The 19,214-nt window shown below is 60.0% G+C and carries 18 protein-coding genes; 10 read left to right on the forward strand and 8 right to left on the reverse strand.

All coding sequences use genetic code 11. The features are described 5' to 3' along the window. Positions 1 to 15: 15 nt before the first annotated feature. From ABLV76_RS07245 to hycA, 4 genes are all read right to left on the reverse strand, one after another. Positions 16 to 939, reverse strand: coding sequence for a respiratory chain complex I subunit 1 family protein (locus tag ABLV76_RS07245; protein WP_348878243.1), 924 nt, complete (start codon positions 937 to 939; stop codon positions 16 to 18). A 2-nt stretch (positions 940 to 941) separates the two neighbouring features. Beyond that, the gene (gene hycC, locus ABLV76_RS07250; protein WP_348878244.1) at positions 942 to 2,768 is read right to left on the reverse strand and encodes a formate hydrogenlyase subunit 3; all 1,827 of its coding nucleotides are present in this window, start codon (positions 2,766 to 2,768) and stop codon (positions 942 to 944) included. Beyond that, positions 2,765 to 3,373, reverse strand: coding sequence for a 4Fe-4S dicluster domain-containing protein (locus ABLV76_RS07255; protein WP_004205646.1), 609 nt, complete (start codon positions 3,371 to 3,373; stop codon positions 2,765 to 2,767). The genes hycC and ABLV76_RS07255 overlap by 4 nt, the downstream gene beginning before the upstream one ends. 82 nt (positions 3,374 to 3,455) lie before the next feature. Beyond that, positions 3,456 to 3,905 carry a formate hydrogenlyase regulator HycA gene (gene hycA / locus ABLV76_RS07260; protein WP_004205645.1) on the reverse strand — a complete coding sequence of 150 codons (450 nt, stop codon included), beginning with the start codon at positions 3,903 to 3,905 and terminating at the stop codon, positions 3,456 to 3,458. 210 nt (positions 3,906 to 4,115) lie between these two features. Between hycA and hypA the strand changes: the two genes are divergently transcribed. The 6 genes from hypA (at position 4,116) to flhA (ending at position 10,035) form a co-directional block, all read left to right on the forward strand. Then, on the forward strand, positions 4,116 to 4,460 hold the full coding sequence (gene hypA / locus ABLV76_RS07265; RefSeq protein ID WP_004205644.1) for a hydrogenase maturation nickel metallochaperone HypA: 345 nt from the start codon (positions 4,116 to 4,118) through the stop codon (positions 4,458 to 4,460). Between the two features lie 3 nt (positions 4,461 to 4,463). Continuing rightward, positions 4,464 to 5,336, forward strand: a complete 873-nt coding sequence (gene hypB, locus ABLV76_RS07270; RefSeq protein WP_004205643.1) for a hydrogenase nickel incorporation protein HypB — start codon at positions 4,464 to 4,466, stop codon at positions 5,334 to 5,336. After that, positions 5,327 to 5,599 (forward strand): HypC/HybG/HupF family hydrogenase formation chaperone, encoded by a 273-nt coding sequence (locus ABLV76_RS07275; protein WP_043520714.1) that lies wholly within the window; start codon positions 5,327 to 5,329, stop codon positions 5,597 to 5,599. The genes hypB and ABLV76_RS07275 overlap by 10 nt, the downstream gene beginning before the upstream one ends. Then, positions 5,599 to 6,720, forward strand: a complete 1,122-nt coding sequence (hypD, locus tag ABLV76_RS07280) for a hydrogenase formation protein HypD (RefSeq protein ID WP_108433592.1) — start codon at positions 5,599 to 5,601, stop codon at positions 6,718 to 6,720. The genes ABLV76_RS07275 and hypD overlap by 1 nt, the downstream gene beginning before the upstream one ends. Further along, positions 6,717 to 7,727: a hydrogenase expression/formation protein HypE gene (gene hypE / locus ABLV76_RS07285; protein WP_004205640.1), complete on the forward strand. Its 1,011-nt coding sequence runs from the start codon at positions 6,717 to 6,719 to the stop codon at positions 7,725 to 7,727. Before hypD ends, hypE begins: the two co-directional genes overlap by 4 nt. A 235-nt stretch (positions 7,728 to 7,962) precedes the next feature. Continuing rightward, entirely contained in the window at positions 7,963 to 10,035 is a 2,073-nt protein-coding gene (flhA, locus tag ABLV76_RS07290) for a formate hydrogenlyase transcriptional activator FlhA (RefSeq protein ID WP_004205639.1), read from the forward strand. Positions 10,036 to 10,088: 53 nt separating this feature from the next. Here flhA and ABLV76_RS07295 read toward each other — a convergent pair whose 3' ends face one another. The 4 genes from ABLV76_RS07295 to ABLV76_RS07310 all read right to left on the reverse strand — a co-directional run bounded on the left by ABLV76_RS07295 (position 10,089) and on the right by ABLV76_RS07310 (position 16,617). Then, positions 10,089 to 11,489, reverse strand: a complete 1,401-nt coding sequence (locus ABLV76_RS07295) for a glycoside hydrolase family 1 protein (protein ID WP_062913542.1) — start codon at positions 11,487 to 11,489, stop codon at positions 10,089 to 10,091. A 51-nt stretch (positions 11,490 to 11,540) separates the two neighbouring features. Then, a complete protein-coding gene (locus ABLV76_RS07300; RefSeq protein WP_043520719.1) occupies positions 11,541 to 13,733 on the reverse strand; it encodes a CBM35 domain-containing protein in 2,193 nt (730 codons plus the stop codon). 12 nt (positions 13,734 to 13,745) lie between these two features. Continuing rightward, positions 13,746 to 15,083, reverse strand: coding sequence for a carbohydrate porin (locus tag ABLV76_RS07305; protein ID WP_004205637.1), 1,338 nt, complete (start codon positions 15,081 to 15,083; stop codon positions 13,746 to 13,748). A gap of 262 nt (positions 15,084 to 15,345) precedes the next feature. Continuing rightward, a complete protein-coding gene (locus tag ABLV76_RS07310) occupies positions 15,346 to 16,617 on the reverse strand; it encodes a PTS transporter subunit EIIC (RefSeq protein ID WP_004151052.1) in 1,272 nt (423 codons plus the stop codon). 177 nt (positions 16,618 to 16,794) lie between these two features. On the opposite strand from ABLV76_RS07310, the gene ABLV76_RS07315 reads away from it, so the two are divergent. The 4 genes from ABLV76_RS07315 to ABLV76_RS07330 form a co-directional block, all read left to right on the forward strand. Further along, positions 16,795 to 17,109 (forward strand): PTS sugar transporter subunit IIB, encoded by a 315-nt coding sequence (locus tag ABLV76_RS07315; RefSeq protein ID WP_002914979.1) that lies wholly within the window; start codon positions 16,795 to 16,797, stop codon positions 17,107 to 17,109. Positions 17,110 to 17,118: 9 nt separating this feature from the next. Further along, on the forward strand, positions 17,119 to 18,441 hold the full coding sequence (locus tag ABLV76_RS07320; RefSeq protein ID WP_004205635.1) for a PTS sugar transporter subunit IIC: 1,323 nt from the start codon (positions 17,119 to 17,121) through the stop codon (positions 18,439 to 18,441). A 23-nt stretch (positions 18,442 to 18,464) separates the two neighbouring features. Then, positions 18,465 to 18,779 carry a PTS lactose/cellobiose transporter subunit IIA gene (locus tag ABLV76_RS07325; RefSeq protein WP_002914983.1) on the forward strand — a complete coding sequence of 105 codons (315 nt, stop codon included), beginning with the start codon at positions 18,465 to 18,467 and terminating at the stop codon, positions 18,777 to 18,779. A gap of 50 nt (positions 18,780 to 18,829) precedes the next feature. Next, on the forward strand, positions 18,830 to 19,214 hold a 385-nt coding region (locus ABLV76_RS07330), incomplete at its 3' end, for an ROK family protein (protein WP_348878245.1).

Below are 19,214 nucleotides of genomic sequence, written 5' to 3' on the forward strand. Positions count from 1 at the left end.
TCAAACTCTCTTAAATCACGCCACCAGCAAGGAGACGAAGGCTAAAAAGGCAAAACCAAACCCGGCCCAGGTGACGCGGGAGGTGGCACAAAAACGCAGACGCGCCATGCTGTTCTCGAACAGCGCGATGATCAGCACGCCCACCACCAGCTTGACGACGGCCACCACCAGCGCCAGCAGCAGGCCGCCGACGCTGAAGCTGGTCATCTGGCCCCACGGGAAAAAGACCCCGACAAACATCTGCAGCACCACCAGCTGTTTGAGACTGATGCCCCACTTCAGGATGCCAAAGCCGCTACCGCTGTACTCGGAAAGCGGCCCCTCCTGCAGCTCCTGCTCCGCTTCCGCCAGATCGAACGGCAGTTTGCCCATCTCGATAAAGGTGGCGAAGGCGCAGGCGCACAGCGCCAGAATCAAGGGAATGCTGCGCGCTGCCGACCAGTGATAAAGGGTATCGGTAATGGTGCTGATGTGCGTCGAGCCGGCGACCTGCGCGGCGACCCACAGGCCCAGCAGCAGGATCGGCTCCACCAGCACGCCGAGCATCGCTTCGCGGCTGCTGCCCAGCGCGGTAAATGGGCTGCCGGTGTCCAGACCGGAAATCGCGAAGAAGAAACGGGCGATGGCGAACAGGTAGATCAAGGTGATGAAATCCCCAAGCACCGGCAGCGGAGAGTCCACCGTCACCACCGGCAAGGCGGTGGCGATGGTCAGCATCACGCCCACCATGACGTACGGCGTCAGGCGGAACACCCAGCCCGAGGCGTCGGGACCAACGCTCTGGCGGCCCAGCAGTTTCAGGATATCCCGATACTCCTGCAGCACGCCCGGACCGCGGCGGTTATGCAGCCGCGCGCGGGCGACGCGAACGATCCCGGATAACAGCGGCGCGACGGCAAACAGCGCCAGCGCCTGTAGCAATGCAATTAACAAACTCATTCTCAGGCTCCTCGCGAAATGACAATCACCACCAGCACCGCCAGCTCAACCAGCGCCATTCCGCGCAGCAGCGCTGGCGCCGAGGCCGATTGCCAGCCCGGCACCAGACGCACCGGATTCAGCCAGTGACGCAGCTTCAGCAGCGGCGCAAAGGCCTCTTTCACCGGCATGGCGAAACCGTGGGCAGTGACCACCATCGACTGTTCGTGATCGTAGCCGCAGACCCAGGCCGCGCCGCGCGAGCGCGCCGCCAGGCGATCGCCTTTAAAGAAGATCATCAGCAAGAACGGCAGCAGCGGGCAGGCGATAAGCAGCAGCGCGATCATCGGCTGCGACACCACGCTCGACACCTGGGCCTGCAGCGGGAAGGCACCGCTAACCAGCGGCAGCAGCCACGGCGCGGCGATGCCGCCAACGAGGCAGAAGACCGCCGCCATGACCACGCTCAGGGTCATCAGCCAGGGGGCGCAGGTGGCGTTTTCCGCTTCTTTGCTCCGCGGCGCGCCGAGGAAGGTGACGCCATAGACTTTGGCCATACACATCACCGCCAGCGCGCCGGTGATCGCCAGACCGACCGCCAGCAGCGGCCCCAGCAGACGGCCAATAAACAGGTCGCTGGTGCTCATTTTGATGAAGGACTGGTAGATAACCCACTCGCCGGCGAAGCCGTTCAGCGGTGGCAGGGCCGCCATCGCCATCAGCCCCACCAGCATGGCGAGGGAGATCAGCGGCATTTTTTTACCGATGCCGCCCAGCTTCTCGATATCGCGATGGCCGGTGCGGAACCACACCGCCCCGGCGCCGAGGAACAACGTAGTTTTGAACAGGCTGTGGTTAATCAGGTGATACATGCCACCGATGAAACCCAGCACCATCAGCGTGCTGTTGCGGGTGGCCACGCCGGTGACGAAGGCGCCCAGCCCCAGCAGGATAATGCCGATGTTCTCCAGGGTGTGATAGGCCAGCAGGCGCTGAATGTTATGTTCCATCAACGCATACAGCCCGCCGATAAAGGCGGTGATCATCCCCAGCACCAGCAGCATCACGCCCCACCACAGCGGCGGCACGCCGCCGGCCAGCGAAACGGTTAACATGCCGTACAGACCGACCTTCATGACCACAGTGGAAAACAGCGCGGCGGCCGGCGCGCTGGCCCCGGCGTGCGCCTGCGGCGCCCAGCCGTGCAGCGGGATAGCCCCCGCCAGCAGGCCGAACCCCACCAGCCCCGGCAGCCAGAGCAGCGGGTTCTGCATCATATCCACCGCCTGAAGATTGATCTGCGCCAGCTCGAGGGTGCCGTAGGTCGACCACACCAGCCAGCAGGTCCAGGCCATCAGCAACGTGCCGAGACGACCCAGGGCAAACCACAGCTTGCCGGAGGCGGCGCAGCCGGTGAGAAACGCCGCGCAGAGCGCCATGATCTCCGCCATCACCACCAGCGAGCCGATATTGGTCACCACCACCGCGCAGGTCGCGGCGGCCAGCAGCAGGTTGACCAGCAGGCCGTTGGCCTTCACCTGCGGATGGCGATGCCAGCTAATGTTAAACAGCGACACCGGCAGCGCCGACAGGCCAATGGCCAGCAGCCACAGGGCGTTCACGCCGCCCACCCGCATCGTCAGATGGAGAAACTGCAGCATGCCGCCGTGGATCCGATCCGGCATCAACAGCGCGGCGCCGCCGGCAACCACCAGCATGGCGCTGGCCACCGCGCCGCCGATCCCGGCAATGGCGCCGCTGAGCGGTTTACGCATGGCAAACACGAAGGCCAGCACGGCGCTGGCGGCGTACCAGGTCACCGCCTGATTGACTAATCCAATTAAACTCATTCCCTCTCCCCCTGTTGCGCCTGGAACAGCGACAAGTCGCCAAGGTCGGTATTAAAGGTCAGCTGGCGTTTACGCTTGCTGGCCAGGGCGATATCACGGCTATCCACCAGCATCAGCGCTTTGGTCGGACAGGTCCGCACGCAGGCCGGGCCCTGGTCATCGAAGTGGCAGAGGTCGCATTTCACGGCAATGGCGCGCACCCCAGGCACCCAGTCGAGCAGCGAGCTAACGCGGGCCGGCGCCGGCGGCGCGGGGGGCGCCAGTCGGGTATTGGCATTGGCCGGAATATCCAGCGGACGGCTGCCGGAAAATTCGATCGCGCCAAACGGGCAGGCGATGCCGCACAGTTTGCAGCTTACGCACAGGCTCTCGTTGAGCTGGACAGCGCCATCGACGCGCTGGATGGCGTTAACCGGACAGACAGCGGCGCAGGGGGCGTCTTCGCAGTGGTGGCACATCTGCGGTGCCGATTCTTTTTCATTACGCATCACCTGCAGCCGCGGCATCGCCTGCAGGCCATGCTGGCGATGCGTTTCAGAGCAGGCGGCTTCGCAGGTGCGGCAGCCGATACAGACAGTGGAGTCAGCAATTACAAAACGGTTCACCGGGTCATCCTCGGGTGAAAGTCACTTTTGACGAAATCAGGTTGCGCAGGTGTCATTTTCGACACATGTCGACACCTTGCGATCAGTGGGTCAGGGCCAGATGGCTTAAGTCCACCGGTTGGTCTTGCTCCATGGCGTCGTACAGACGGTCATAGACGGTGGCGATAATCGCCAGATAGTGCTCCAGCACCTGATCGCGGGAGCGGTTGCTGATCCGCCCGTCCACCGTGCCATCCGCGGCGAGCGTGGCCTGAGCAATCAGATACTTATCACCGCCGCCTTTGTTTTCGACGTAGTATTCGATGGTGTGGCTGTTGAAGCCTTCCGCCAGGGCGACGAACACCTGAAAATGGCCGAACAGCACGAAGCACAGCTCTTTGTCCGGCGCGCAGCTCATCGCGTGATGCAGGCGGGCTTTCGACAGGGTGATCCCCTGAACCAGCGAGTTACAGTAGATATGCCACTGCTCCTGCTGCTGCCGGTGACGGTCGGCGATGTAATCCGCCTTTTCACTTATTTCCCAAATAGTCATATCGGTTTCTCCGTAGCATGAGATGCACCGTTTAAGCATTTTCCGTGCCACATTTTATTTATTTGATTTAATTATGTTTTTATATTTATCTCCTGCCGACGCGACATGTCGATGACAGCCCCGGCGCGTCGTCATCGACATTTCCCACCGCCATGAGTCTGTTCTGGCATCGTTATTGCATAAAAGGCGCATCGCGATACGGAGGCGACTATGCACGAAATCACCCTCAGCCAGCGGGCGCTGGAAATTATTGAACAACAGGCGCAGCAGGCCGGCGCGCGACGGGTGACCGGCGTGTGGCTTAAGGTCGGGGCATTTTCCTGCGTCGAAGCCAGCGCCCTGACCTTCTGCTTTGAGCTGGTCTGCCGCGGCACGCTGGCGGAGGGGTGTGAACTGCATATCGCCGAACAACAGGCTGAATGCTGGTGCGAACGCTGTCAGCAGTACGTCCATCTTGTCTCGCAGCACGTCCGCCGCTGCCCGCACTGCAATAACGACCAGCTACAGATCGTGGCGGATGACGGCTTACAGATTCAGCGTTTAGAATTGGAGTAAATTATGTGTACGACATGCGGCTGTGGCGAAGGCAACCTCTATATTGAAGGAGACGAACGAAACCCGCATTCCGCGTTCCGCAGCGCCCCCTTCGCGCCCGCCCCACGCCAGACGATGACCATCACCGGCGTCAAAACTGACCACTTCGCCCCCACCCGCACGACAGAGGGCGATCTGCATTACGGCCATGGCGAAGCGGGGACTCACGCCCCGGGCCAGAGCCAGCGGCGGATGCTGGAAGTGGAAATCGACGTGCTGGATAAAAACAACCGCCTGGCGGCGCGCAACCGCGCGCGCTTTGCGGCAAAGCAGCAGCTGGTGCTGAATCTGGTTTCCAGCCCCGGCTCCGGCAAAACCACCCTGCTCACCGAAACCCTCACCCGGCTGAAAGGGCGTGCCGACTGCGCGGTGATCGAAGGCGACCAGCAAACGGTCAATGACGCCGCCCGCATTCGCGCCACCGGCACTCCAGCGATCCAGGTCAACACCGGGAAAGGCTGCCATCTCGACGCCCAGATGATCGCCGATGCCGCCCCGCGACTGCCGCTGGCTGACCACGGCATTCTGTTTATTGAAAACGTCGGCAACCTGGTCTGCCCGGCGAGCTTTGATCTCGGCGAACGCCATAAGGTGGCGGTACTGTCGGTCACCGAAGGCGAAGACAAGCCACTGAAGTATCCGCATATGTTCGCCGCCGCCAGCCTGATGCTGCTCAACAAAGTCGACCTGCTGCCGTATCTCAACTTTGACGTGGATAAATGCCTGGCCTGCGCCCGCGAGGTCAATCCGCATATTGAAATTATCCTCCTCTCCGCCACCAGCGGCGAAGGCATGGACCAGTGGCTCACCTGGCTGGAGACGCAACGATGTGCATAGGCATTCCGGGACAAATTTGCGCCATCGACGGCGTGCTGGCGAAGGTGGAAGTCTGTGGCATTCAGCGCGACGTTGACCTGACGCTGGTGGGCGCCGTTGACGACCAGGGTCAGCCGCGTCTCGGCCAGTGGGTGCTGGTGCACGTCGGGTTCGCCATGAGCGTGATTAATGAAGACGAAGCGCGCGATACTCTCGAGGCGCTGCAAAATATGTTTGACGTGGAGCCGGACGTCGGCGCCCTGCTGTACGGCGAGGAGCGATAATGCGTTACGTTGACGAATACCGCGCCCCCGAGCAGGTCATGCAGCTGGTGGCCCATCTTCAGCAGCGTGCCCATCTGCTGCCGCACACCGCGCAGCGTCCGCTGCGCATTATGGAGGTCTGCGGCGGCCATACCCATGCCATATTTAAGTTCGGTCTCGACCAGCTGTTGCCGGAGAATATTGAATTTATTCATGGGCCCGGCTGCCCAGTGTGCGTCCTGCCGATGGGGCGCATCGACGCCTGCATTGAGATTGCCAGCCGCCCGGGGGTGATCTTCTGTACCTTCGGCGACGCCATGCGCGTGCCGGGCAAAAACGGCTCACTGCTGCAGGCGAAAGCCAGCGGCGCCGATGTTCGCATCGTTTACTCGCCGATGGACGCCCTGCGGCTGGCGCAGCAAAACCCGCAGCGTGAGGTGGTCTTTTTCGGTCTCGGTTTCGAAACCACCATGCCCGCCACCGCCCTCACCCTGCGTCAGGCGCGGGAGCGCAACGTCGAAAACTTCTTCTTTTTCTGTCAGCACATCACCCTGCTGCCGACCCTGCGCAGTCTGCTGGATCAGCCGGACAACGGTATCGACGCCTTTCTCGCCCCCGGCCACGTCAGTATGGTGATCGGCACCGAAGCCTACGGCTTTATCGCCAGCAACTATCATCGCCCGTTAGTGGTCGCCGGTTTCGAACCGCTTGATCTACTGCAAGGCGCGGTGATGCTGGTTGAGCAGACAATAGCGCAGCGTAGCGAAGTGGAAAATCAGTACCGTCGCGTGGTGCCGGATGCCGGCAACCCGCTGGCGCAGGCGGCGATGGCCGACGTGTTTTGCCTTGATGGCGACAGCGAATGGCGCGGTCTGGGGGTCATCAGCGACTCCGGCGTGCACCTCACGCCGGCCTATCAGCGCTTCGATGCCGAGGCCCATTTCCGCCCGGCGCCGCAGCGCGTGTGCGACGACCCGCGCGCCCGCTGCGGCGAGGTGTTGACCGGTCGCTGTAAACCGCACCAGTGCCCGCTCTTCGCCAGCACCTGCAATCCGCAAAGCGCCTTTGGCGCGCTGATGGTCTCCTCGGAAGGGGCCTGCGCCGCCTGGTATCAATATCGCAGTCAGGAATATGAAGCATGAAAAGCGTCCAGTTAGCCCACGGTAGCGGCGGTCAGGCAATGCAGCAGCTGATCGGCGACCTGTTTATGCAGGCTTTCGCCAACCCCTGGCTGGCGGAGCAGGAGGATCAGGCGCGCCTCGATCTGGCGGCGCTTGCCGCTCAGGGGGATCGCCTCGCCTTCTCCACCGACAGCTATGTGATTGACCCGCTGTTCTTTCCCGGCGGCAATATCGGCAAGCTGGCCGTCTGCGGTACCGCCAACGACGTGGCGGTCAGCGGCGCCATCCCGCGCTATCTCTCCTGCGGGTTTATTCTCGAAGAGGGGCTGGAGATCACTACCCTGGAAGCGGTGGTCGCCAGCATGGCCGATACCGCTCGGGCGGCAGGGATCGCCATCGTCACCGGCGATACCAAAGTGGTGCCGCGCGGCGCGGCGGATAAGCTGTTTATCAACACCGCCGGCATCGGCGCCATCCCGGCGGACGTTCGCTGGGGGACGCAGCAGATCAGCGCCGGCGATGTGCTGCTGGTCAGCGGCACGCTGGGGGATCATGGCGCCACCATCCTTAATCTGCGTGAGCAGATGGGGCTCGACGGCGCGCTGTCCAGCGACTGCGCGGTGCTGACGCCGCTGATCCAAACCCTGCGGCCGCTGCGCGGCGTAAAAGCCCTGCGCGACGCCACCCGCGGCGGCGTCAACGCCGTCGCCCATGAGTTCGCCGTCGCCAGCGGCTGCGGCATTGAACTGCACGAGGCAAAGCTGCCGGTCAACGACACCGTGCGCGGGGTCTGCGAGCTACTCGGACTGGACGCCCTGAACTTCGCCAATGAAGGCAAGCTGGTGATCGCCGTCGCCCGCGAAGAAGCGGAAAATGTGCTGACGCATCTACGGTCTCACGCCCTGGGATGCGAGGCGGCGATAATCGGCGAGGTGGTCGCCCGCCCGGGGGTGCGTTCCGTCGGGCTGTACGGCGTGAAGCGGACGCTCGATCTTCCCCACGCCGAGCCGCTGCCGAGAATTTGTTAACGACGGCGTCGGGGCCCGGTTAGCGGCTGGCGCCTTATCCGGCTACAAAACTCCGCGCACTTGTAGCCCGGCTAAGCGCAGCGTAAGCCGGGAAAAGCCAGCATGAGTATCAAGCCCAAACCAGCGGGCGCCCACGGATGGGTTAACGGCGGTCACAACCGCCTTATTAACATACTATTATTTGTACCATCATTTTCTTATGCGCCGCGTTGCCGGCGCGTTTTGGATGTAAGCCATGTCGTATACACCGATGAGCGATCTCGGCCAGCAGGGTCTGTTTGATATCACCCGGCTTTTATTACAGCAGCCCGATCTGGCTGCGCTGAGCGAAACCCTGACCCGCCTGGTGCAACAGTCCGCGCTGGCCGACGAAGCGGCCATTATCCTGTGGAACGCAGGCAACCACCGCGCGGCCAGATACGCCTGCGATGAGGCAGGCCAGCCGGTGAGCTACGAAGATGAAACCGTGCTCGCCCACGGTCCGGTGCGCCGCTTACTCTCCCGGCCGGATGCCCTGCATTGCGATCATGAGACCTTTGCCGACACCTGGCCGCAGCTTATCCGCAGCGGGATCTATCGCCCGTTCGGGTACTACTCGCTGCTGCCGCTGGCGGCCGACGGGCGGATCTTCGGCGGTTGCGAATTTCTGCGTCGTGACAACCGGCCATGGAGCGAGAAAGAGTTCCAGCGGCTGCATACCTTTGCGCAGATCGTCGCCGTGGTCACCGAGCAGATTCAGAACCGGGTCAGCAACAACGTCGATTACGATCTGCTGTGCCACGAGCGCGACAACTTTCGCATCCTGGTGGCGATCACCAACGCGGTCCTCTCGCGTCTGGATATCGACGAGCTGGTCAGCGAGGTGGCGAAAGAGATCCATCGCTACTTCCGGATCGATGCCATCAGCGTAGTGCTGCGCAGCAACCGCAAAGGGAAGCTCAACATCTATTCCACCCACTATCTTGACGCCAGCCATCCGGTTCACGACCAGAGCGAGGTGGATGAAGCCGGCACCCTCACCGAGCGGGTGTTCAAAAGCAAAGAGATGCTGCTGCTTAACCTGCACGAGCATGACACTCTCGCGCCGTACGAGAAAATGCTCTTCGAGATGTGGGGCAACAAGATCCAGACCCTGTGCCTGCTGCCGCTGATGTCCGGCAACACCCTGCTCGGCGTGCTGAAGCTGGCGCAGTGCGACGAACAGGTGTTTACCACCACCAATCTCAAGCTGCTGCGGCAGATCGCCGAGCGGGTGTCGATCGCTATCGATAACGCCCTCGCCTACCGCGAAATTCAGCGCCTGAAAGAGCGACTGGTGGATGAGAACCTCGCCCTCACCGAGCAGCTCAACAATGTCGAGAGCGAATTCGGGGAGATCATCGGCCGCAGCGAGGCGATGAACAATGTGCTCAAGCAGGTCGAGATGGTGGCCCACAGCGACAGCACCGTGCTGATCCTCGGCGAAACCGGCACCGGTAAAGAGCTTATCGCCCGCGCCATTCATAACCTCAGCGGACGAAACAGTCGGCGGATGGTGAAGATGAACTGCGCCGCGATGCCCGCCGGGCTGCTGGAGAGCGATCTGTTCGGCCACGAACGCGGCGCGTTTACCGGGGCCAGCGCCCAGCGTATCGGCCGCTTCGAACTGGCGGACAAAAGCTCCCTGTTCCTTGATGAAGTGGGCGATATGCCGCTGGAGCTGCAGCCCAAGCTGCTGCGCGTCCTCCAGGAGCAGGAGTTCGAACGCCTGGGGAGCAACAAGCTGATCCAGACCGACGTCCGACTGATCGCCGCCACCAACCGCGATCTCAAGCAAATGGTTATCGACAGGGAATTCCGCAGCGATCTCTACTACCGGCTCAACGTGTTCCCGATCCACCTGCCGCCGCTGCGCGAGCGTCCCGACGACATCCCGCTGCTGGTGAAGGCGTTTACCTTCAAAATCGCCCGCCGCATGGGACGCAATATCGACAGCATCCCGGCGGAAACCCTGCGCACCCTGACGCGCATGGAGTGGCCGGGCAACGTGCGCGAACTGGAAAACGTCATCGAACGGGCGGTCCTGCTGACCCGCGGCAACGTGCTGCAGCTCTCCCTGCCGGAGCGGGATATCGTCGAGCCTCCGCGGTCGCCAGAGGTCCTGCCTGAGGAAGGCGAAGATGAATATCAACTGATCGTCCGGGTGCTGAAGGAGAGCAACGGCGTGGTGGCCGGGCCGAAGGGCGCCGCCCAGCGGCTGGGGCTGAAGCGCACCACGCTCCTGTCGCGCATGAAGCGGCTGGGCATTAATAAAGACGAACTGGTGTAGCCTCGCACGCTCCCTCTTTGCGCGCCGCCAGGAGGGAGCGCTGGCGCAGCGCGCTATTTGTCGCGGGTAAAACCGTTGCTGGTCGCCAGTTCGGCAAACCACAGCGCATTGCGTTTTATCTGTCGCTCGCCAGTCTCCAGATCCAGTCGCCAAAAGCCGTAGCGCCGTTTGAAGGCATTGATCCACGACCAGTTGTCGATAAACGTCCACTGATGCACGCCAAAGCAGTTCGCGCCGTCGGCAATAGCGCGGTGCAGCTGCACCAGATGCTCTTCCATCAGTTGAATGCGGAAAGTATCGTCTATGACCCCGTCCGCCCCGGGCTCTCCCTCTGATTGTCGATCCATCGCGATACCGATTTCCGCGAGATACCACTTAATATTGCCGTAGTTTTCACGAATATTGGCGGCAATGTCGTAAATAGCCTGCGGCAGGATCTCGTTGTTATCACGATAGGGGTTAAAGCGGCCCTGCGGGTTCACCGCGTTTTCGAAATAGTATTCCGGGGTGAAATAATCGAGGTTATATTCGCTCTCACGCGCTTTTACCCGCCGCGGCACGTAATAGTTCACCCCAAGAAAATCGATCTCCGCGCTGAGGATCAACGCCACGTCGTCTTTGCTGGTCGTCGGCAGGCAGTCGTGGGCGGCGAGGATCTCGCACAGCGCTTTAGGGAATTCATGTTTTACCAGCGGGTCAAGGAAGCTGCGGTTAAAAAACAGGTCGGCATACCAGGCGGCCTTTTTATCCGCGTCGCTGTCGGTGAGCGTATAGCTCGGAGTCAGGTTGAGCACCACGCCGATCTCGCCCGCCAGCGCCAGTTCACGATAAGCCGTTACCGCTTTGGCATGCGCCAGCATAATGTTAAACGCCACCTGCGCCGCCAGCCGGCCATCTTTCTTACACGGATAGTGGAAGTCGTACAGGTAGCCTCCCTCAACCGGTACAATCGGCTCGTTGAAGGTTATCCAGTATTTAACCTTATGGCCAAACAGGTTAAAGGCGGTGCGGGCAAAGCGGGCAAACAGCTCTGCTACGTGCGCCGATTCAAAGCCACCGTACTGTTTCTGCAGCACCTCCGGCATATCAAAATGGTAGAGATTGATCATCGGCTCAATGCCGTTGGCGATCATCTCATCAAGATAGGCGTGATAAAAACGCACCGCGTCCGGGTCCGGCGCGCCGGTTTCAAAATCCGCGATCAGTCGTGACCACTGAATCGAGGTTCGAAACGAGTTGAAGCCGGTCTGTTTCATCAGCGCCACGTCCTGCGGATACTGATGATAAGTATCACACACGGTTTGCGGCCCTACCTGTTGATAAAATCGCTCCGGCTGTTCAGCAAACCAGCTGTCCCAGATGGAACGATGGCGTTTATTGGTGACCCCTTCCGTTTGCGGGCCGGACGCCGCCGCCCCCCACAGAAACCCTTGCGGAAACTGATACTGCTGCATAACCTCTCCTTTCGAAAAAAGGCTGCGCCCGTCTGGCGCAGCCTGAGCGTACTACTCCGCGACCACTTCGATCGATTTAATAAACATATAGCCCCAGTCGCCGGCGAAGCGGCCGAAGTCAACCTGATTGCTCCCCGCTTTCAGCGTTACGGGTATCCGCAGCTGCTGGCCCTGCTCATCCGTCTGCGGGAAGGCCACGGCCTGCGGAGCGCCCCCGTTGACGACAAAGGAGTTCTGCTTGCCGCCCCATTTGCCGTTGAAGGTTACGTTGAGCTGGAACTGACCGCTCCACGGCGCCTGCACCTGCCAGCTGATCTTATCCCCCTCGCTGGCAAATGGGCCGAGAAAACCGTCCTCGCCAACTGCCAGCGCGTCTTTATCACTCTTCATTACCGTCAGGCGCCCCTCAGCCACGCCATAGACTTTGCCGTGATAACGACAGAAATCCGCCGGCGCCTTCCCCGTCGCCTCGCCCACCGTCACGGTCACGGTTTTGCTGCTTTTCAGCAGCCCATCGTCGGCAGTGAACGTCAGCGCATAGGTGCCTGGCGCCGTGAACCAGGCCCGGGTTTGCGGCCGATCGGCATGGCAGAAATGTACCTGTCCGTCGCCGGCGTGCTGCCAGCCCACTTTCACCTCTCGCGACGGCAGGCCATCGTCCTGCCAGTTGGCCGTAAGCTCGACGCCCTGGTCCTGAGTGGTAGTTAAGGCGGGTTCCAGCGTGATAGCCGGCGGCTGATTCACCTCACTATGCTTCACGCTAATCACATTGGAAGGGGCAGAACGACCGCTCTCGTTTTTCGCCGTCACCCGGTAGTAGTACGTCCGCCCGAGCTGAAGCTGACGATAATCGTCGCGGAACAGAACCATGGTTTCCGGGTTCCATTCGTTAACGCCATCGGATATATCCCGGCCCACCACCGTCCACGGCCCGGTCGGCGAGCCAGCGCGTTCGACATCGTAGCTACGTCCTACCGCGGCACCCATCCAGTTGATCGCGAAGGGCGAGGTGGTCTCGCGCAGCAGAGGCGCGTCCGGCTTCGGCAGCGGCGCCATCCTCTGCTGTCCGGCCATCTGCGCTGCGGCGGTGCGCACCAGATCGACCACCGCCTGCTCCTGGTTCGCTTCGCCTTCTTTTGCAAACCCCGGCAGGTGGTAGCTGTAGTGTCCGGTCGACTCCTTATGCCAGTAGAAGCCGCCGTCGTGACGATGGCCGCGGAAGCCCCAGATAAGCCCCCCGGCGGCTTGCGCCCCGTTGACCTCGCTGTGAACAATCGACTGCATAATGGCGTTCAGCTGATCCGCCGGCAGCAAGCCAAACTCGCCGACGAGATAGACTTTTTGCCCGCCGACGGCGCGTAGATCCTGCGTCACCTGCCCGGGATGGTTATTATCGGCGTTGGTGTAATAGTGATTGCTGACGATATCCACATTGGGGTCAGTCAACGCAAAAGAATTGATTTTCTTATAGGTGCCATCCATCACCAGCTGGTTGGGAGCCCACTTTTTAATCCACGCCGCGGTCTGCTGCAGAAAATCGGCATTGGTATCCTCCAGCTCGTTACCGGTCTCCCAGGCCATGATCGCCTTCTCATCAAAATAGGCGCGGCCGGTGACGGTATTTGTCCGGGTGATGACCTGACGGATCACATCCAGATAGGCTTTGAAGGTCTTGCTATCGGTACGATAAAAGTCTTCCGCTTTTTCGTGGTAGAACGCCGCCAGCTGCTCGCGCCCGCCCCACCACCACCAGTGGTCGATAAAGGGCAGGATCAGTCGCAATCCCTGTTTATCCGCTTCGGCAATCATGTTGTCATACACCCGCATGGCTTTCTCATTCAGCCGCGGCATGCCGTCCGCCGTTTCCGGCGCGAGAATATGGGTCTCGCGGCCGCAGGCCTTGTCAAACTCCTGCTGCACCGACAGCACGTAGACGCGCTGGGCTTTCGCCCCGGTTTGCACCATCGCCTGGATCCAGTTTTGCTGTTCCTGGGCCGTCGGCCATTTAAAGTATTGCCCCCAGCCGCGCGGGTCTGCCCTGCAGGGGCCGCGGGCGTCGTCTTCAATGCGGTGCAGCTCCGGCGCGTGGATCCCGGCGAAGCGAAACACCTTATCGCCATCCTTGAGAGCGGCGCCGTCGCGAGTGATAAAGTGTTCAAAATGCGAGCGCTCGGCGGCCAGCGCCCCGCCGGCCCCCAGCGCGGACAGCAGCCCCATTAGCAGCAGGTTTTTCATCGGCTTCATCGCTGTCTCTCCTTAGAACCAGACTTCGGCCTGTACGCCGAAGTTAACGGTGTCGGTTGAGCCACTGCGGGAATAACCGCCGGCGGTGATGGTATTGGTATCCCAGTTGTAGTTGCCGTCCAGCGCATCGGAGACACCTTTGTCCCACTTCGCGTAGGTGACGAAGAAACGCAGCTGCGGGCGCGCCCAGAAGCCGGAGTCAAAGGTCAGCGTTGGCGCAACGGTGACTTTGGTCAGGCCGCCTTTGCCTTTGCCGTTAACCCCTTTGTAGTTTTTGTCATCCAGGTATTCGTAGCCCAGCTCGTACTGCATGGCAAAGTTGCGGGTGATCTGATGATAGGGGCGGATACCGGCGACCCACATCGAGCGTCCCCAGCCATTGTCATCTTCCGTCCACCAGCGGTAGTTTTTATCCTTCTGCCAGAAGGCGAAGGTGGAGATTTCCAGATCGCCCATCGAGGCCACGCTATCCAGCACCACCCGCCAGGACTGGGTGTTTTCCAGATTGGCCCAGCCCCAGCCGTTTTTACCCAGCGAATCGCCCGCCGCCAGCCCTTTGCCATACTGCAATGCGAGGCGGGAGTACCCCCCGGTGAGGCCATAAAAACCGTCAAAGTTATAAATACCGGTCACGCCATAGCCCTTTTCGGCGGAAGTCGGATGTTTTTCGTTACGGTTCATGTGGTGGCCGATCAGCTCCAGATCGAAGCCTGTCCCGGCGATCTTTTTCAGCCACAGGTTGAGGGAGTAATCATCCGGGTAGCCCTGATCTCCCTTATCCACCGGGTAGGCTTTGGTTTCATCGGTGGGCGAAAAGGCGTAGACCCCGGCGTCGAAGCGGGCGAAGCCCAGATCCATGTTATCGAAGCCGCCGCCGGTGCCATTGTATTGAATGTACTCCCAGTCAAACTGATGGCTGGAAGTGTTGGAGCTGCTGTAGCGCTTACCGGCCCAGAAAGTCATTTCCGGCGCAAAATCCAGATTGCTCAGCTCGGCGAACCCTTCACGAAACTGCACATCATGGCCATCGTCATCCTGACAGTTCCAGTCGGAGGTGCATTTCGACTGGTGAGTGAGGTTGGCCTGCACTTTCGCCACCACGCCGCTGTCCGCCGTCAGCGTTACGGTGGGGATCAGTTCGATCTTGGTGTCTTCTTCGTTGCCCAGTCGCCACTTGCCGTCCGGCATCAGGCCGACGGAGTCCGCGCGGTTGCCATCAGAATTGGCAAGGATCCCGGAGCGAATATAGCCATGCAGCGCAAAATCATACTTCGGATCGGCGCAGGCCAGGCTGCTGGTCCCGGCCAGCGAGAGGAGAGCCAGAGGTATTGAGTGTTTCAGCTTTATCATTATTTTTTTCCCACGTTATGTTTGTTAACACGAACCGATAACGGAGGGGAAATTTACGGATCAAAAATGGAAATGTACATCCACCAATGGAAAGCGCTTTCCATAATTGCCTGTCTGGTTCACAAAATTCGCTCTGCGACGAATATATTCGTGAGACTGATCACATAAAATAACAAGAATACCGCCGGAAGCCGGCAGCAGAGCGGAAGAAAGAGAAAGTGAACAGGTGCCGTCGGGGGATAAGCCGCCGACGGCGAGGGGATCAGCGCTCGGTTTCCGCGAGCTGGCGTTCGTAAACTTTGAAGAAGGGGCGATAAAGCATCCAGGCGTTAAACATCGCGAACAGGCTCATGCACAAATTTTTCCAGCTGCCGTTCGCCGACCATGCCGCCCCCAGCGGAGAAGGCATCGACCAGGGTAGCATCGCCACCGCGCGATCGAGGATGCCCAGCTGAGTCAAATACCATGCAATACAGGCATTTATCAGCGGAACAAAGAGAAACGGCAGTAAAAAAACCGGGTTCATGATCACCGGAAAACCAAACAGTATCGGCTCGTTGATATTAAACAGCGACGGCAGCAGGCCAATTTTGGCCACGCTTTTCAGCTGCCGTGAGCGGCTGCGCATCGCCATCAATACCAGCGGCAGAGTGGAGCCGATACCGCCGATCAGCAGGTAAAAATCCCAGAATCCCTGCAGATAAATATGCGGCAGCGTTGGCGAACCCGCCGCCAAAGCCTGCTGATTTTCAAACAGATAGGTCATCCAGAAGGGGTTCATAATCCCGGTGATAATCAGCGCGCCGTGGATACCGATAAACCAGAGTAAGTTACAGATAAACAAAGAGATAAGTACCGCCATCAACGTGTCGGACGCCAGCACCAGCGGCCGCACCGCTTCGCTGATTAGCTCCGGTACGATGCGCCCGGTGGTCTGCAGCAGTATGGCATTCATCACGCTTATCGACAGCATCACCACCAGCAGCGGGATCAGCAGTTGAAAGCCATTGCGAGTCATCAGCGGTACTTCATCAGGCAGGCGGATACACCAGCCTTTTTTGTAGAAAAAACGAATTATCTCAATGGAATAGGTACTGGATATCAGGGCGGTAAATATCCCCATGCCGCCGAGATAAACGTTGCTCACCGCAGTCTCGCGAAAGCCAATAAACAGCAGAAAAGCCAGACACCCGGTTAAACCACAGAGCCGTTCCGGCAGACGGTACTGCTTGGCGAGACTGGCGCTGGCACCGAAAGCGACGATCAGCGCCACCAGGCCAATGGTTAGCTGAAAGGTCGGCAGCAGGATAGGCCGCAGCAGCAAATAGACCTGGCCGAAACGCGAGGCGCCGTCGATGGAAACGGGCGGAAACAAAATGGGAACCAACAGGCTGCCAACAATCACAAATGGCATCGCCAGCGCAAAGCTATCGCGCATCGCCGTAATGTGGTTGTTGCGCGTCAGAACATTCGCCAACGGCGCCAGCCGCTGCTCGATGATGTCCACGGCCACATTCATTAACTGAATGTTCATACTCCTACCTTTGCGAATGATTGTCTCGCCGGGATGATCGCCCACAACACCGGAAAGTGAAAGCCTGCCATAGGTGATCATGGTCACAATAAATAAATCCATAAATGGAAAGCGCTTTCCGTAATGCATCCATTTTGACTATAGTCCGCACATCCAACCTCATCAGGAGCGGTACTTATGAAAAAAATTATGTTGTGTTGTTCGGCAGGCATGTCCACCAGCCTGCTGATGAAAAAAATGATTGCGGAAGCCGAACAGCGGGGCCTGCCGGTAGAGATCAACGCCTATGGCGTAGCGGAGTTCGCCGAACAGGTTGGCCATTATCAGGTGGTGCTGCTGGGGCCGCAGGTGAAATACATGCAGCAGGATTTGCAAAAGCAGGCGGATAAATACGGTATCCGCGTCGAACCCATCAATATGATGGACTACGGCATGCAAAAAGGCGCCGCAGTCCTTGATTTCGCCCTTTCCCTCATCGAAAACAAGAACTAAGGAAAGATCATGAGCTCTCTGTACGCTAAATTGATCGATGTGATCGAACGGCAGATCACGCCTATGGCGGGAGCGATCGGCCAGCAAAAATACGTTACCTCCATCCGCGACGGTTTTATTACCGCCCTGCCCTTTATGATCGTCGGCTCGTTTTTGCTGGTGTTTATCTTCCCGCCGTTTTCTCCGGATACGACGTGGGGCTTTGCCCGCGCCTGGCTGCAATTTTCGCTCGATCATCGCGAGGCGCTGATGCTGCCGTTCAACTTCAGCATGGGGGTGATGACCCTGTTTATCGCCGTCGGGATCGCCGCCAGCCTCGCCAAGCACCATCACCTGGACTCATTGACCGCCGGGATGCTGTCGCTGATGTCGTTTCTGCTGGTCGCCGCGCCGCTGAAAGATGGCCAGATCTCTACTGCCTACTTCTCCGGCCAGGGGATCTTTACCGCCATTCTGGTGGCTATCTATTCCACCGAGCTGTACGCCTTCCTCAAGCGACATAACATCACCATTCGCCTGCCGCCGGAAGTGCCTGCCGGGGTAGCGCGCTCGTTCGAGATCCTGATCCCGGTGCTGGCGATCATCCTGACGCTACATCCGTTGAACCTGTTTATCGAGGCCCAGCTGGGGATGATCATTCCGGAAGCGATCATGTCGCTGGTGAAACCGCTGGTCGCAGCTTCCGATACGCTGCCGGCGATCCTGCTGTCAGTGCTGGTCTGTCAGGTACTGTGGTTCGCCGGGATCCACGGCGCGCTGATCGTCACCGGGATCATGAACCCGTTCTGGATGGCCAACCTGTCGGTCAATCAGGCGGCGATGGCCGCTGGCACCGCTATCCCGCACATCTATGTCCAGGGCTTCTGGGATCACTATCTGCTGATCGGCGGCGTCGGCTCAACCCTGCCGCTGGCGCTGATGCTGCTGCGCAGCAAGGCCGTGCATCTGCGGACGATTGGCCGGATGGGCGTGGTGCCGGGCGTATTTAACATCAACGAACCGATTCTGTTCGGCGCGCCGATCATCATGAACCCGCTGTTCTTCCTGCCGTTCGTGCTGGTGCCGATGGTCAACGCGACCCTGGCGTACTTTGCGCTGAAGCTGGACCTGGTCAGCCGCGTAGTGTCGATGACGCCGTGGACGACGCCGGCCCCTATCGGCGCCTCGTGGGCGGCGAACTGGAGCTTTAGCCCGGTGATCCTGTGCCTTATTTGTATGGCCACCGCCATGGTGATGTACCTGCCATTTCTCAAAGCTTACGAAAAACAGCTGCTGGCCCAGGAGCGTGAAAACGCCGTCGACCAGGCTGACAACGCGGCGCAAACCGCTTAACGCTAACGATTCAGAGGATAATCATGGAATTAGAAGAACAGGTGATGGGGATCATCATCAACGCCGGCCAGTCCCGTAGCCTGTGCTACGAAGCGCTGCACGCCGCTAAAGCGGGTGATTTCGCCACCGCCGACGCCAAAATGCAGGAAGCGGCGCACTATTCCCGCGAAGCTCACCTTGTGCAGACCCAGCTTATCGAAGCTGACGAAGGCGAGGGAAAAACCAAAATGACGCTGGTGATGGTCCATGCTCAGGATCACCTGATGACCTCCATTCTGGCGAAAGAGCTGATTGCCGAACTGATTGCGATTTACCGCGCGCAACCGCTTCACGCCTAGCGCCTTGCCCGGCCAGACGTGCTGGCCGGGTCTGATTCCCCGAGGTCACTATGTTACATCTTGGAATAGATATTGGCGGCACCAAAATGGAGGCCGTACTGCTGGATCCCGCAGGCGAATGCGTCCAGCGCCTGCGTCGGCCAACCCACAAAGAGAGCTATGACGCCTTTATGCGTCAACTGCTGACCCTGATTGCCGATATGCGCGCGGTCAGCCCGCAGCCGTTCACTCTGGGGATCGGCCTGCCCGGGGCTATCGATCCGCAAAGCGGACGCATTAAAAACTGCAACTGCCTGGTGCTCAACGGCCACGATCTGCGCCGGGATATCATGCAGCAGCTTGGCCAACCCGTGTGGATGGCAAACGATGCCGACTGCTTCACCCTTTCCGAGGCGGTCGATGGCGCCCGCCCCCGCCCCCCCCCCCGGGTAGGGG

It is taken from the genome of Klebsiella sp. GB_Kp047 (assembly GCF_040065235.1).
Taxonomy (GTDB): Bacteria; Pseudomonadota; Gammaproteobacteria; order Enterobacterales; family Enterobacteriaceae; genus Klebsiella; species Klebsiella quasipneumoniae.

Coding starts and splice junctions, on each gene's coding strand:
- ABLV76_RS07245 (WP_348878243.1), bottom strand. CDS start 939: ATGAGTTTGTTAATTGCATTGCTACAGGCGCTGGCGCTGTTTGCCGTC.
- hycC (WP_348878244.1), bottom strand. CDS start 2,768: ATGAGTTTAATTGGATTAGTCAATCAGGCGGTGACCTGGTACGCCGCC.
- hycA (WP_004205645.1), bottom strand. CDS start 3,905: ATGACTATTTGGGAAATAAGTGAAAAGGCGGATTACATCGCCGACCGT.
- hypA (WP_004205644.1), top strand. CDS start 4,116: ATGCACGAAATCACCCTCAGCCAGCGGGCGCTGGAAATTATTGAACAA.
- hypB (WP_004205643.1), top strand. CDS start 4,464: ATGTGTACGACATGCGGCTGTGGCGAAGGCAACCTCTATATTGAAGGA.
- ABLV76_RS07275 (WP_043520714.1), top strand. CDS start 5,327: ATGTGCATAGGCATTCCGGGACAAATTTGCGCCATCGACGGCGTGCTG.
- hypD (WP_108433592.1), top strand. CDS start 5,599: ATGCGTTACGTTGACGAATACCGCGCCCCCGAGCAGGTCATGCAGCTG.
- hypE (WP_004205640.1), top strand. CDS start 6,717: ATGAAAAGCGTCCAGTTAGCCCACGGTAGCGGCGGTCAGGCAATGCAG.
- flhA (WP_004205639.1), top strand. CDS start 7,963: ATGTCGTATACACCGATGAGCGATCTCGGCCAGCAGGGTCTGTTTGAT.
- ABLV76_RS07295 (WP_062913542.1), bottom strand. CDS start 11,489: ATGCAGCAGTATCAGTTTCCGCAAGGGTTTCTGTGGGGGGCGGCGGCG.
- ABLV76_RS07300 (WP_043520719.1), bottom strand. CDS start 13,733: ATGAAGCCGATGAAAAACCTGCTGCTAATGGGGCTGCTGTCCGCGCTG.
- ABLV76_RS07305 (WP_004205637.1), bottom strand. CDS start 15,083: ATGATAAAGCTGAAACACTCAATACCTCTGGCTCTCCTCTCGCTGGCC.
- ABLV76_RS07310 (WP_004151052.1), bottom strand. CDS start 16,617: ATGAACATTCAGTTAATGAATGTGGCCGTGGACATCATCGAGCAGCGG.
- ABLV76_RS07315 (WP_002914979.1), top strand. CDS start 16,795: ATGAAAAAAATTATGTTGTGTTGTTCGGCAGGCATGTCCACCAGCCTG.
- ABLV76_RS07320 (WP_004205635.1), top strand. CDS start 17,119: ATGAGCTCTCTGTACGCTAAATTGATCGATGTGATCGAACGGCAGATC.
- ABLV76_RS07325 (WP_002914983.1), top strand. CDS start 18,465: ATGGAATTAGAAGAACAGGTGATGGGGATCATCATCAACGCCGGCCAG.